General features: G+C 41.9%; 17 protein-coding genes. 14 read left to right on the top strand and 3 right to left on the bottom strand.

What is annotated here, in order from left to right; all coding sequences use genetic code 11:
• Positions 1–4 precede the first annotated feature (4 nt).
• The 7 genes from Q1J64_RS05285 to Q1J64_RS05255 all read left to right on the top strand — a co-directional run bounded on the left by Q1J64_RS05285 (position 5) and on the right by Q1J64_RS05255 (position 4,677).
• Positions 5–172 carry a hypothetical protein gene (locus Q1J64_RS05285; protein ID WP_301108039.1) on the top strand — a complete coding sequence of 56 codons (168 nt, stop codon included), beginning with the start codon at positions 5–7 and terminating at the stop codon, positions 170–172.
• Between the two features lie 35 nt (positions 173–207).
• The gene (locus Q1J64_RS05280) at positions 208–945 is read left to right on the top strand and encodes a cyclase family protein (RefSeq protein WP_301108038.1); all 738 of its coding nucleotides are present in this window, start codon (positions 208–210) and stop codon (positions 943–945) included.
• A 21-nt stretch (positions 946–966) separates the two neighbouring features.
• A complete protein-coding gene (locus Q1J64_RS05275) occupies positions 967–1,527 on the top strand; it encodes a GNAT family N-acetyltransferase (protein ID WP_301108037.1) in 561 nt (186 codons plus the stop codon).
• Positions 1,528–1,625: 98 nt separating this feature from the next.
• On the top strand, positions 1,626–2,291 hold the full coding sequence (gene msrA / locus Q1J64_RS05270) for a peptide-methionine (S)-S-oxide reductase MsrA (RefSeq protein WP_301108036.1): 666 nt from the start codon (positions 1,626–1,628) through the stop codon (positions 2,289–2,291).
• A 97-nt stretch (positions 2,292–2,388) separates the two neighbouring features.
• Positions 2,389–3,561: an MFS transporter gene (locus tag Q1J64_RS05265; RefSeq protein WP_301108035.1), complete on the top strand. Its 1,173-nt coding sequence runs from the start codon at positions 2,389–2,391 to the stop codon at positions 3,559–3,561.
• Between the two features lie 23 nt (positions 3,562–3,584).
• Positions 3,585–4,172 carry a histidine phosphatase family protein gene (locus Q1J64_RS05260; RefSeq protein WP_301108034.1) on the top strand — a complete coding sequence of 196 codons (588 nt, stop codon included), beginning with the start codon at positions 3,585–3,587 and terminating at the stop codon, positions 4,170–4,172.
• Complete coding sequence (locus Q1J64_RS05255; protein WP_301108033.1) at positions 4,162–4,677, top strand: YcxB family protein; 516 nt, start codon at positions 4,162–4,164, stop codon at positions 4,675–4,677. The genes Q1J64_RS05260 and Q1J64_RS05255 overlap by 11 nt, the downstream gene beginning before the upstream one ends.
• Before the next feature lie 120 nt (positions 4,678–4,797).
• On the opposite strand, the gene Q1J64_RS05250 is transcribed toward Q1J64_RS05255, so the two are convergent.
• Positions 4,798–4,989: a hypothetical protein gene (locus Q1J64_RS05250; protein WP_301108032.1), complete on the bottom strand. Its 192-nt coding sequence runs from the start codon at positions 4,987–4,989 to the stop codon at positions 4,798–4,800.
• A 129-nt stretch (positions 4,990–5,118) separates the two neighbouring features.
• Here Q1J64_RS05250 and Q1J64_RS05245 point away from each other — a divergent pair, with 129 nt between their 5' ends.
• Positions 5,119–5,277 carry a hypothetical protein gene (locus Q1J64_RS05245; protein ID WP_301108031.1) on the top strand — a complete coding sequence of 53 codons (159 nt, stop codon included), beginning with the start codon at positions 5,119–5,121 and terminating at the stop codon, positions 5,275–5,277.
• A 49-nt stretch (positions 5,278–5,326) separates the two neighbouring features.
• Here the strand turns inward: Q1J64_RS05245 and Q1J64_RS05240 are convergent, their stop codons facing one another.
• The gene (locus Q1J64_RS05240; RefSeq protein WP_301108030.1) at positions 5,327–6,076 is read right to left on the bottom strand and encodes an AAA family ATPase; all 750 of its coding nucleotides are present in this window, start codon (positions 6,074–6,076) and stop codon (positions 5,327–5,329) included.
• Positions 6,077–6,183: 107 nt separating this feature from the next.
• Between Q1J64_RS05240 and Q1J64_RS05235 the strand changes: the two genes are divergently transcribed.
• The 3 genes from Q1J64_RS05235 to Q1J64_RS05225 all read left to right on the top strand — a co-directional run bounded on the left by Q1J64_RS05235 (position 6,184) and on the right by Q1J64_RS05225 (position 8,405).
• On the top strand, positions 6,184–6,894 hold the full coding sequence (locus tag Q1J64_RS05235) for an SDR family oxidoreductase (protein WP_301108029.1): 711 nt from the start codon (positions 6,184–6,186) through the stop codon (positions 6,892–6,894).
• 16 nt (positions 6,895–6,910) lie between these two features.
• On the top strand, positions 6,911–7,723 hold the full coding sequence (locus tag Q1J64_RS05230) for a Cof-type HAD-IIB family hydrolase (protein ID WP_301108028.1): 813 nt from the start codon (positions 6,911–6,913) through the stop codon (positions 7,721–7,723).
• Positions 7,724–7,868: 145 nt separating this feature from the next.
• Positions 7,869–8,405 carry an acyl-CoA thioesterase gene (locus tag Q1J64_RS05225; protein ID WP_301108027.1) on the top strand — a complete coding sequence of 179 codons (537 nt, stop codon included), beginning with the start codon at positions 7,869–7,871 and terminating at the stop codon, positions 8,403–8,405.
• Positions 8,406–8,541: 136 nt separating this feature from the next.
• On the opposite strand, the gene Q1J64_RS05220 is transcribed toward Q1J64_RS05225, so the two are convergent.
• Positions 8,542–9,153 (bottom strand): GntR family transcriptional regulator, encoded by a 612-nt coding sequence (locus Q1J64_RS05220; protein ID WP_301108026.1) that lies wholly within the window; start codon positions 9,151–9,153, stop codon positions 8,542–8,544.
• A 393-nt stretch (positions 9,154–9,546) separates the two neighbouring features.
• On the opposite strand from Q1J64_RS05220, the gene glmS reads away from it, so the two are divergent.
• The 3 genes from glmS (at position 9,547) to Q1J64_RS05205 (ending at position 12,448) form a co-directional block, all read left to right on the top strand.
• Positions 9,547–11,334 (top strand): glutamine--fructose-6-phosphate transaminase (isomerizing), encoded by a 1,788-nt coding sequence (glmS, locus tag Q1J64_RS05215; protein WP_301108025.1) that lies wholly within the window; start codon positions 9,547–9,549, stop codon positions 11,332–11,334.
• A gap of 189 nt (positions 11,335–11,523) precedes the next feature.
• Positions 11,524–11,715: a hypothetical protein gene (locus Q1J64_RS05210; RefSeq protein ID WP_301108024.1), complete on the top strand. Its 192-nt coding sequence runs from the start codon at positions 11,524–11,526 to the stop codon at positions 11,713–11,715.
• 502 nt (positions 11,716–12,217) lie between these two features.
• Positions 12,218–12,448 carry a hypothetical protein gene (locus Q1J64_RS05205; RefSeq protein ID WP_301108023.1) on the top strand — a complete coding sequence of 77 codons (231 nt, stop codon included), beginning with the start codon at positions 12,218–12,220 and terminating at the stop codon, positions 12,446–12,448.
• Positions 12,449–12,555: the final 107 nt, after the last annotated feature.

Below are 12,555 nucleotides of genomic sequence, written 5' to 3'. Positions count from 1 at the left end.
ATCTTTGGAGAATCGTACCATTTCAATTGCTGTAGAACAATACAATCTGGGTGTCTTGCATTTTGAAGAGGGTAACCTGCATCTTGTATATGATCAAAAAGCAAACACTGTACAAATTATTGTTGAATTGTTCGAATTAGTCTATATTGACTTTCTATTCTATCAAACGTAACATTAGTATATTGAGATACATAGGGGGCAACGGACATGACAAATGAACTTCAACAAGCGATTCAGTTTCTTAAACAGAAACAATGGGTGGACTTGACACATACTTTTGGTCCGGATTCGCCGCATTTTTCTGCTTTTGATGCAGCAGAATTTACCACGCTATTTAGTCATGATGATGGATTTTTTGCACAGAGCTTTAAATTTGCGGGACAGTATGGAACACATATTGATGCGCCCATTCATTTTGTGCGGGATACACGTTTTTTAGAAGAGCTTGAACTGAAAGAATTGGTATTGCCATTAGTGGTCATGGATTTCTCGAAAGAAGCAGAGGAAGATCATGATTTTACCGTGAACATTGATCACATCAAGTCATTTGAGGCGCAGCACGGACGTATAGAACCAGATACATTCGTCGCGTTGCGCACGGATTGGAGCAAACGTTGGCCCGACAATGAAGCGTTCTGCAATGAAGATGCAGATGGCAATAACCGGATACCAGGATGGGGCTTAGAGGCGCTGGAGTTGTTATTCAATGAACGCAATATACAAGCTGTTGGACACGAGACATTCGATACGGATTCTGCGATTGATTTTCAGAAACATCAGGCACTTCGCGGGGAATACTATGTACTGGAGCAAGATACATACCAAGTCGAACTAATGACCAATTTAGATCAGCTGCCTGCTAAAGGAGCAGTCATCTTTAACATTGTGCCGAAGCCTGAGAATGCATCTGGTTTTCCGGTACGGTCATTCGCAATTTTGCCGTAAAGATAAAAGGGGGATGGGGTTTTGTTCACACATCAAGTAACAGAAGAAATATCATTAAAACTAATAGGACAGAAAGACGCTGAGGAATTATTTGAGCTGGTAAACGCGTCGAGGGAGAATTTGCGGGAATGGCTACCGTGGGTAGATTCCATGACAGACGCAGAACAATATGGACCGATCATTGAAGCCTGGCTTCAGCAATTCGCTGAAGAAGACGGATTTCAGGCGGGAATTTTATATAATGGAAAGCTTGCAGGAATGGCTGGTTTCCATTTAGTAAACTATTCGAACCGACAGACGAGCATCGGGTACTGGCTGGCAGAAGCATATCAAGGAAAAGGCATTATGACTGCAGTCGTCAGGGCTCTCCTTGATTATGCATTCGAGGAATACGATTGCCACCGTGTAGAAATCAAGTGCGGCACAGACAATGTAAAGAGCAGAGCGATTCCAGAGAGATTGGGGTTCATGGAAGAGGGAGTCATTCGTGACGGTGAATTTCTTTACGATCATTTTCATGACCTGATTCTATACAGCATGTTGGATGAAGATTGGCAGAAGCACAAAGAAACAGTAAAATAGATAGGAAATAGTTATTGCGGTATCCTGTCACTAAGGGATATCGTTTTTTTATTTGTGAATTCGGTACCGGTCAGGCTGACGAATAGGAGTGTACAAAAATGCTTACTGCTCAAGAAATTGAAAATGAATTGATAGAAAATCATCGCCTAGAAACTGCGACTTTTGGTATGGGCTGTTTTTGGGGTCCAGAGTCCAGATTTGGTAGTTTACGGGGTGTTTTCCGGACAAGGACTGGATATGCCGGTGGAACAACTGCTTCACCGACATACCGAACATTAGGTGATCATACCGAAACAGTGGAAATTGATTTTGATCCGGAGATCCTTTCATTTGAAGACGTGTTGAAACATTTTTGGCGCAATCATTATCCAAACAGGGACGAGTACAGAGGGCGTCAATATTTGTCCTCTCTGCGCTATCACGGCATACAGCAGAAAGAAGTCATTGATCGAGTGAAGAACTTCATGGAGACAGAGCTTGGAGAAACGATTGAAACGGAAATTACAGAACTTCAGCAGTTTTATTTAGCAGAAGAACGTCATCAGAAATACTATTTGAAGCGCTATCCAGGCGTACTTGAGCAGCTGTCCGAATTGTATCCGGATCAAGCGTATATAAGAGATTCCATATTTGCAGCTAGACTCAATGGAATCGTCAAGGGGTTTGGTACAAAACAACAAATTGTGGCTGAAATTCAACAGTGGAGAATCCCTGATAAAGAACGTCATAAATTGATTCAGAAGTTTCTTCATTTGAAGTGGTAGGGCGGATGGAAATATAGTTTCCGTTCTCCTTGTATCATTATGTACTGCTTGCTATGATAATAAAATATCAACTAGAATGAACACAGGAGAGAGTATCATGAAAAAGGAATCTATCACGCTGGGACTGCTGCTGACGAATTTACTGATTGCATTTTTAGGGATTGGTCTTGTCATTCCGGTTATGCCGACGCTGATGAATGAACTGCATATATCAGGTAAGGTTGTCGGATATATGGTCGCCATTTTTGCAATGGCTCAGCTGCTTGTCTCACCTTTTTCGGGACGTTGGGTCGATACAGTCGGCCGGAAAAAGATGATTGTCATCGGCTTAATTATTTTTAGTGCGTCAGAGTTTCTATTCGGTATCGGACAAACGCTTCCTGTTCTGTTCGCTTCAAGAGTTTTAGGTGGCATTAGTGCTGCTTTTATTATGCCTGCAGTCACTGCCTTCATTGCCGATATCACGACGATGGAGACGCGGTCGAAGGCGCTTGGTTTTATGTCGGCGGCCATATCTACAGGATTCATCATTGGCCCTGGTATTGGTGGTTTTTTAGCGGACTTCGGTACCAGGGTTCCGTTCTTTTTTGCTGGCGGACTGGCGCTGTTTGCCGCGATATTTTCTTTACTTATGCTGCGGGAGCCTGAACGCTATCAAGAAGCTGTGGCAGAGGATGAAGAAAAGCCGGGACTCAAGCGAATATTTGCACGCCGTTATTTTATAGTATTTGTGATTATATTAATTCTCTCGTTTGGACTGGCTTCATTCGAATCAATCTTCAGCTTGTTTGTGGACCATAAATTCGGTTTTACGCCTAAAGATATTGCTATCATTATTACTGGCGGTGGACTGGTAGGTGCACTGGCTCAGGTGCTGCTGTTTGATAAACTGGCGAGGACGATCGGGGAAAAGAGACTAATCTTTTTCTGTCTCGTCTTTTCAGCCATATTGGTATTTTTCGCGACCTTTGTACAAAGTTATTTTGCGGTTCTTGCGGTGACGATCATCATCTTTGTAGGCTTTGATCTGATTCGTCCTGCTGCTACGTCCTATTTATCTAAAATCGCAGGAAATGAACAAGGGTTTGTCGGTGGAATGAATTCCATGTTCACCAGTATCGGTAATGTGTTTGGACCTGTAATCGGCGGAGCACTGTTCGATATCGATGTCGACTATCCATTTTATTTCGCCGCATTCGTTTTGCTCATCGGAGTCGGACTGAATTATTTATGGATTAAAAGGACACCTGCTTATACCCCGCATATCTAATAGGCTAATCAGGAGGGATAGTAGTGACGATAATTGGATTTATACGGCATGGCGAGACAGCTTGGAATAAGGAAGGTCGGGTGCAGGGAAGCTCAAACATTCCGTTGAATGAGGAAGGCATCAAGTCAGCAATAAAATTGGCAGATCGCCTGGCTGATGAACAGTGGGATCTGATGTTTACAAGTCCAATGAATCGTGCAAAGCATACAGCGGAATTGATCGCATCTCGAATGCCGGGCATGACAGTCGAAGAAGATGAACGCGTGCGGGAAAGAAGCAGCGGGCGGATTGAAGGGACTACGGAACAGGAACGCGTGCAGAAATGGGGAGCGCGGTGGCGTGAGCTTGATATGCAGTTTGAATCTGCAGATCGTGTGATTGCCAGGGGACTTAATTTTGTAGAAGAGCAGACCCGCATACATCAAGATAAACGAATTCTTGTAGTTAGCCATGGCAGTTTTATTAAGCAGATAATCGCGGTGTTATTAGAAGATGAACAATATGCAGTGACGATTGAAAATACGTCGCTGACTGTGATAGAAGTGGAAAATAAAACGTGTACGCTGCTGAATTGTACAGCACACTTAGCAGGAGGAACGAATGGAGATTGAGTATGAATTAACTGAAGAAGATGTAGTTGCTTTTAATTTATATCATGTGAAAAATACCAAAGTCGGCAAAAATTCATTGCAGTGGCAGCGGTATATTTCTCCTTTAATATTTTTACTGTTTGCCTATTTTTTATCCATGTTTACAGACATGGCGAAAGGTCCCTTATTTGCAACATTTGGTGTAACAGCGATTGCATGGGTGATTTTATATCCTAAGTATTTTTACTTTCATATTACCAGGCAGGTACGAAAAATGTTGAAGGAAGGGAAGAATGACGGATTAGTCGGTGAGCATAAGATGAAGCTCAATAAAGCGGGAATAAGAGATACTACTTCCACAGGTGAAACGAACGTTCAATGGCCAGGCGTAAAACGGCTGATTGAAGATGCGGATTATTTCTATTTGTACACGAGTACGGTCAGTGCCTATATAGTGCCAAAGCGTGATCTATATTCTGCTGAAGGTCTGAAATCATACATACAGAAACGTTTGGAGAAAAACTGACTCTTTCCCCAAACGGCTATATTTCCAAATTAAAATGACCAGCTAGATGCATGATTCGACTATCAACTTCGTGTAGTCATCCAAGATGCTTATTTGCTGTTTAAACGGCCATGTGTGAAGTTATGGTTTATCTGGTTTCATTTGTTGTAATCCAATCTTCATTGCTGCAATCGCGCTAGTGAGATTTAAAATCACAGCAATCGCTAAGAATATCCATTTTACTATATCGGGTAACTCCAGCATGATTGCTAAGATCAAAAATGTAAAACCGACTGCCAGCATGAATAAATAGATAGCTAATTTCTTCGGCAATGCGAGTCCACCTCTCTTGTTTTGTAACCTTATTGTAGCATGAAAAACCTGATGATTTTTCGTGAGTAAGGTTTTAATATGCTCTCTTAGGGAATAATAAACACAAAATAACAGACAGGAGTGCAGTTTATGACGAAAAGCTATGCTGACAAATCAGGAGATCAAAACGAGAAAAATAAAAAACCTTCCGAAGTAGCAAATGATGCAGCAAGAGAAGCGGAAAAACAGGTGGAAGAAATCAAAAAGGAAGCCAGAGAACAAGTGAAAAAAGAGCGAAATAAGGAATAATGACAATAAGCGATTATTTCCCCGGAAATAATCGCTTATTTTACATAGTTCATTCGTTGAAAAGATGGTGTAGCATTCGGTCTTTATCATCAAAAAACTGTTTCATGATCTGATAATGACTGGTTTCTTCTAAGGTAGTAACCTGCGCGCCTTCGTCCGTGAATTCTACAATCTTTGCATCCGGATAAGCGAGTAGAATCGGCGAGTGCGTAGCGATGATGAATTGAGAACCTTCACATACTAAGTCATGAATACGGCTTAGCATGGCAAGCTGCCTCATTGGGGAAAGCGCAGCTTCCGGCTCATCCAATGAATAGATCCCGTTTCCTCTGAACCGATGAATGAAAGTTGCCCAAAATGATTCCCCGTGCGATTGTTCATGCAGAGATACACCACCAAAGCCGTCAATAATTCGCGGGCTTGGTCCAGGTGCGCTGTCAAGTTCCTCAATCATTGTCGCCAAGTTATAGAACGTCTCAGCACGAAGAAAAAAACCGTCAGTCGGTCGTCTTACTCCTTTAATCATCGTAATATATTCTTCCAACACAGAATGCGAATCGTATGTAGAAAAATTGAAGTTCAAGGAACCGCCCTCCGGATTAAATCCCGCAGCTACAGCCGAAGCTTCGAGCAGTGTTGACTTTCCCATGCCATTTTCCCCTACGAAGAATGTCACTTTTGGATGAAAGTCCAACTCATCCAGTGTTCGAATACTGGGCAAATCAAACGGATACGCATCAAACGAAGGAACTGTAGCACGTTTTAAGCGCAGACCTTTCATGAATTGTTTATTCAGCATGTTTCTCACTCCTTTTCTTATTAGGTCTCAGCTGATAAGCAACTTCACAGCGCATTGTCAGATAAATTGTTAGACTAATTGTAACATGTGAAAAGGAGCGGGTTAAATTGGCAGATGAAAAATATTCATTATCAGGAAAAACTGCGATTATAACGGGTGCGAGTGGCGGAATCGGAGCTGCCATCGCAAAAGAATTAGCTAAAGAAGGAGCAAATGTTGTCTTGGCGGCTCGCCGTGCAGAAAAACTAGATGAAATTGTTCAGGCGATCAATGGCAAAGGTAACGGAAAAGCACTTGCTGTACCGACTGATGTCGCCAATGAAGCGGAAGTGAGATCATTAGTAAACCGTGCGAACGATTTATTCGGTTCTGTCGATATCTATGTCAATAATGCAGGACAGATGCTGTCAGCTTCTGTCCGCGACAGAGAAGTAGAGCAGTGGGAGCGTATGATTGACGTCAATATTAAGGGCGTACTCTACGGGATAGACGCTGTATTGCCAAGCATGACGGAACGGTCGAGCGGACATATTATCAATATCGCCTCTGTATCCGGCTTCGAAGCGACAAAGAAGAGTACGGTGTACAGCGCCACAAAATTCGCTGTACGCGCTATTTCGACAGGATTGGAAAAAGAACTTGCGCGGACGGGTGTGCGCGTCACGAATATTTCTCCAGGGATGGTGGACACCCGTCTGAGTTCAGGAGTGTCAGACAGAAAAAAATTAGAGGCAGAAGATATTGCCAAAGCGGTCGTATATGCAGTAACACAACCTGATTACGTTAACGTAAATGAAATTACTGTGCGACCTGTATAAGAAAGGAGAAAATTCATTGGAAAAGAAAATAGTGTTTTTTGACTTAGACGGTACGTTATTTACTCACGAAAAAAAGATATTGGAATCGACAAAGCAGGCTTTGAAAGCTCTGCAGAATAAAGGGGTTTACACAGCTATTTGCACCGGTAGGGCACCGCTTATGTTTGAGTGGCTGCTGGACGAACTTTCATTTAATTCATATGTATCGATGAACGGGCAGCATGTGATTTGTGAAGGAAAAGAAATCTTTACAAATCCCATGAAACAGGATGATATGGAAAAATTGACGAAAATGGCGAATGAAAAAGGTCATGGCCTTACTTATTCCACGTTTGATACATTCGTTTCCAATACGTCGGCGCATCCTCTTATCACTGATAGTACATCCCGCTTAAAAATCCCTTATCCTCCGGTCGACAGTGAGATTTTTATTCACTCGGGTGTCAATCAAGTTCAGCTTTACTGTCCCGAAGAAGAAACGGAAGAATATATTAAACTTTTTGATGGCCATACATTTATCAGATGGGATAAAACGTCAGTGGATATGCTGCCAGCAGGAGCTTCGAAGGCTATCGGTATCCAAAAGATGCTGGAGCATTTGAAGATCCCAATCGGAAACAGCTATGCATTTGGAGATGGTATGAATGATATGCAAATGATTGAGACTGTTGGTACCGGGATTGCGATGGATAACGCCATTCCTGAAATAAAGGAAGTTGCAGATCTTATCACAGCATCCTGTGATGATGACGGCATTTTAAAAGGATTACTTCAGGTCGGTCTATTGCAAGAGGATGAAGTACCGTTACTGCAGAGCATCAAGAAATAAGTAACATACTTCATCAGATTCTGCAAACTTAATTGTTGACAATTATGTGAACACCCTGTATGTTTAGTTGATATACAATTTAGGACTTAATCAATCTACCTGTATGGCGGTAGGTTGGCATACAACCAGGGAGGCTTCATTTAGAATGATACATGAAAAGCAATGTCGGGATTCGAGAGTCGTGAGAACGAGCAGAATATTTCCAAATGACGTTAATAATCATAATACATTGTTCGGCGGTCGTTTAATGAGTGATATTGACCAGATCGCATCTATCTCTGCGGCTCGTCACAGCCGGGCTGATTGTGTCACAGCGTCAATGGATTCAGTGGATTTTCTGCATCCGATCCGTCCATCTGATTCTGTTTGCTTTGAATCCTATGTGACGTGGACAGGGAAATCTTCTATGGAGATTTTCGTTAAAGTGATTGCGGAGGACTTAGCGAGCGGTGTTTGTAAAATCGCAGCTACTTCTTTGCTGACGTTTGTTGCATTAGATGAGAATAAAAAACCGCTGACTGTACCGCAAGTCGTTCCGGAAACAGAAGAGGAAAAGTATTTGCATGAAACAGCTCCGCAGCGCGCTGAAATTCGTAAGATGAGAAAGCAGCAAAGTAAAGACTTGGCAACTGTTTTGACAAACAATTATCCATGGCACGAACCTGTACGAGTGAATGCCTAAAGAACCTCAGTCAACTGAAATAGTGTTGACTGAGGTTTTTTATCTACTGCATGTATAAAAACCTCTGCATCTGTACATACTGACAGCAGGTAGGATGTTCTCGGATTCTTTTTGTCTGAGGATACCTATCTTTTTTTCATGTAACAATAGTTAATGTGAATTCCAAATCATTTTGTAAATGTTTCTCCATCAGCATACTTGCCAATTCCGGCTGTCGCTGTTCAATGGCATCACAAATTTGGACATGCTCTTTAATTAATAACGGGGGGGTGTTAAGCGCCAGTGTCTTACTGCATAGGTAAAAATTCGATTGCATTTTATCGAATGTCCCTGCCATGATTGGATTTTGGCATTCTTCAATAATTAGATTATGAAACTGTTTATTTGCTTCCACTATAACTTCTGGTTCACTCGTCTGAGCAAGTTGGATACACTTTCGCAATTTTCCTATACGTTCTTCCTGCATATTGGTTGCTGCCATCTTTGCTGCATGGCTTTCGATTAGCATCCTCATTTCAAACATATGGCGAAAATCTTTTTCATTCGGTTTAAATACTTTATTCCGTTTAATTAGGCCCTCTTGTTCTAAACGGCGGATTGCTTCACGAATGGGCGTTCTGCTTACTCCGATCTCTTCAGCTAGCTGTCCCTCGACTAACTTCATCCCACCAGGAAAAGCACCATTAATGATTTTCTTCCGTATTGTTTCATAAGCGATAAATTGTGCACTACGTGAAGCCGCTTTCATTATCTATCTCCCCCGTTCGTCAATGAATAGTATACAAGAGAACGTCCTTATATGTAACCGTATTCATTATATTTCTATTTCAGATTGACAGATTAAAACATTTTTTTGTATGATATCAAGGTGCTGAAGGAGGAACAATATGCACGTTAAATTAGGAAAACAATGTAAGCGCCAGAGCCGGAGAAATCAGAATCGTAATCTCTCGCAGACGAGGTGGAGGAGTATCGAATTGTTCGGCGGATGCCTCCCGATCGCAGTTGCCCGATTGAAATCTTGAGTCCTAAAAGATACAGGAGACTGTATAACCAAAGGATCAAGAAGGCAAACAAATAAAACAAAAAAACACTTCCAGGGTGAGGTGTTTTTGACGTTTTGTTAATTGGAGGGAACGATATGTGCGGAATTACAGGATACATCGGTGAGCAGCAGGCAACACCCGTTTTATTGGAAGGCTTGAAGAAATTAGAGTATAGAGGGTATGACTCGGCAGGCATTGCGCTCCAGACAGGGCAAGGTGTAGTAGTTTGTAAGGAGAAAGGCAGAATAGCAGATCTTACGAAAATGGTAGATTTGAATGTGCAATCAACTGCTGGAATCGGCCATACTCGCTGGGCGACACACGGCGTGCCGGACCGTAAAAATTCACATCCTCATCAAAGTCAGTCGGGACGATTCACACTCGTGCATAACGGAGTGATCGAAAACTATCTCCAATTGCAGCGTGACTATTTACAGGAAGTTGAGATGATATCTGATACAGATACGGAAGTGATTGTGCAGCTGATTGAGAAATTATCAAGTGAAGAAGTGTCAACGGAAGCAGCTTTTCGTAAAGCGTTAACTTTACTTCATGGTTCTTATGCGATTGCGATGTTGGATGAACAGGATCCCGATACGTTGTATATCGCGAAAAATCGAAGTCCTTTATTGGTTGGGGTTGGAGCGGATTGCCGTGTTGTCGCGTCAGATGCGATGGCAATGCTGCAGGTGACCGATCAGTTTATCGAACTGCATGACGAAGAGATGGTATTATTGCGGAAAGACGAAGTGAAAATCTTTACACTTGGCGGTGAACGTATGGAACGTGCACTTTACACAGCTCAACTTGATCAAAGTGATCTGGAAAAAGGAACGTATCCGCACTATATGTTGAAGGAAATGGACGAACAGCCGACAGTCATTCGTAAGATCGTGGATGCCTATTCCAATGAAAGCGGCAAACTTTCGATTGATTCGAAGGTTTTACAGGCTTTTAAAGGAGCTGACCGGCTTTATATCATTGCGGCGGGAACTAGCTATCATGCAGGATTGATCGGTAAACAGTACTTCGAAAAGTTCGCCGGTATCCCGGTGGAAGTTCATATTTCCAGTGAGTTCGGCTATAATATGCCATTGCTCTCAAAGAAACCTTTGTTTCTATTCATTACACAATCAGGCGAAACTGCCGACAGCCGACAAGTATTGGTGAAAGTAAAAGCGCTTGGCTATCCAACCGTCACATTGACAAACGTTCAAGGCTCGACTTTATCACGTGAATCCGATCACACATTACTTCTGCATGCAGGCCCGGAAATCGCGGTCGCTTCAACAAAAGCGTATGTTGCCCAAGTAGCGGTTCTCGCAATCTGTGCCTATGCGTGCGGTGAAAGTGATTTGGAGTTGAAGAAAGAACTTTCTATAGCAGCGAATGCAATCCAAACTGTGCTGGATTCAAAAGAAGACGTGAGAAAAGTCGTGGAAGAGACATTGACAGATACACGCAACGCCTTCTTCATCGGACGAAATCTCGATTTTTATGTCAGCTTGGAAGGTGCGCTGAAACTAAAAGAGATTTCCTATATTCAAGCGGAAGGATTTGCAGGCGGCGAACTAAAACACGGCACGATTGCCTTGATTGAAGAAGGAACTCCGGTATTTGCTCTGGCCACACAGCGTGACGTCAGTCCGAATATAAGAGGGAATGTGAAAGAAGTTACTGCCAGAGGTGCTAAGACTAGTATTTTCTCAATAGAAGGAATTCAAGAAGAAGGCGATCGTTTCGTGCTGCCCCATGTGCATGAATTGCTGACACCGCTCGTTGCTGTAATTCCGTTTCAGTTGATTAGTTATTATGCCGCGTTACAGCGTGAGTGTGATGTGGATCAACCGAGGAATTTAGCGAAAAGTGTTACGGTGGAGTGAGAAGATAGGAAGTAGAATTTTTCATGTTGATTTGAAATAAAGTTTTATTATAATAAATATTGATAATTTGCAATGAATTCTGATTTTTGATAAAAGAGTTTGATACAATTACATTAACAAGAAGGATTGTGACAAAGCCACAAACTAGCCAGAATTGTTAGAGATGTACTAAGAAAAGGAGGGAGTAATTTGGATAATAAAAATCATCCTAAAAACCTTATTATCGTTCGATTAGTAGCTACAGTACTGATACTTCTGTCTTTAATATTGCCGTATTTTGGATTAATGGAGTTCGGTACAACTCCATTTGTGATTCTCATAACACTTATTGTTTTTTTCGTTATGGAAAATAAACATGGTGAAAAAATGGCTAGTGAATAGATTTCGACAAGAAGCTTACTTCAAGAGTCAGGGGCTATTGTAGAACAAGTTTTTTTGGTAAACACTTAGTTGAGCGGAGCGGAAGCCGGCGACTCTGGGAGGATGAACTGGATTTGAAAGCACCATAAAGTCCTGCCTAAATTTCTACAAAAAGACGCAGAAATACGACAAAGCGAACCCTGCGCTGTTCGCTTGGCTGCAGCGCAGATCAACGGTTTTAAACCGCTATCTAAGTAACGGGTGCGTGTGTTGTAGATCAACAGTAGAAAATGATCAAACTTTATTCCAAAGCTACATTCATGAGTAATTATAATCAGTTTTAACTGTATATAGCCATATAACATATAACATGTAACACGAGGGAAAATAGATTATTGATGCCTGCTGTGGATGTCATTTAAAATAAGTGTTTAACAATTCTACTTACTGGGAATAGTTACACAAGATTTATTAAATATTTTATTAATAAATCAATAAGTACTATGGAAGGGAATTGATTTACTTGAAGAAGACAGGTCGATTTGCGGCTGCATTACTTATGGCGGGAGTTCTGGCAATTGGCGCCAACTCCACCGTAAATACAGCGGAGGCAGCATCCGTTAGTCATACGATAGGATCAACTTCCTTAGGAAGCGATTGGAAAAGTGGACAAACTGGATTCGAGGCAGGCTGCGCATTGTCAGAATGGCTAGGCTGGTTTGAATGTCATCCTTCACAAGTTTCTTGGAAGTGATGTAAATACGCTTAATAAATATCATTTCTCGGACGAGAGGTTGCTGTTTCAGCAGCCTTTTTGTTTTGCGAAGTTTTACTAATTCTTCAGATAAAAGTCTGATGATT

The organism is Sporosarcina sp., from assembly GCF_029257255.1.
Taxonomy (GTDB): domain Bacteria; phylum Bacillota; class Bacilli; order Bacillales_A; family Planococcaceae; genus Sporosarcina.
The sequence above is the reverse complement of the archived record's forward strand: the minus strand, read 5'-3'. Positions and strand labels throughout refer to the sequence as shown.

Bases quoted from the DNA above. Each gene is read 5' to 3' on its own strand.
- Q1J64_RS05280 (WP_301108038.1), top strand. From the start codon at position 208: ATGACAAATGAACTTCAACAAGCGATTCAGTTTCTTAAACAGAAACAA.
- msrA (WP_301108036.1), top strand. From the start codon at position 1,626: ATGCTTACTGCTCAAGAAATTGAAAATGAATTGATAGAAAATCATCGC.
- Q1J64_RS05265 (WP_301108035.1), top strand. From the start codon at position 2,389: ATGAAAAAGGAATCTATCACGCTGGGACTGCTGCTGACGAATTTACTG.
- Q1J64_RS05255 (WP_301108033.1), top strand. From the start codon at position 4,162: ATGGAGATTGAGTATGAATTAACTGAAGAAGATGTAGTTGCTTTTAAT.
- Q1J64_RS05245 (WP_301108031.1), top strand. From the start codon at position 5,119: ATGACGAAAAGCTATGCTGACAAATCAGGAGATCAAAACGAGAAAAAT.
- Q1J64_RS05240 (WP_301108030.1), bottom strand. From the start codon at position 6,076: ATGCTGAATAAACAATTCATGAAAGGTCTGCGCTTAAAACGTGCTACA.
- Q1J64_RS05225 (WP_301108027.1), top strand. From the start codon at position 7,869: ATGATACATGAAAAGCAATGTCGGGATTCGAGAGTCGTGAGAACGAGC.
- Q1J64_RS05220 (WP_301108026.1), bottom strand. From the start codon at position 9,153: ATGAAAGCGGCTTCACGTAGTGCACAATTTATCGCTTATGAAACAATA.
- glmS (WP_301108025.1), top strand. From the start codon at position 9,547: ATGTGCGGAATTACAGGATACATCGGTGAGCAGCAGGCAACACCCGTT.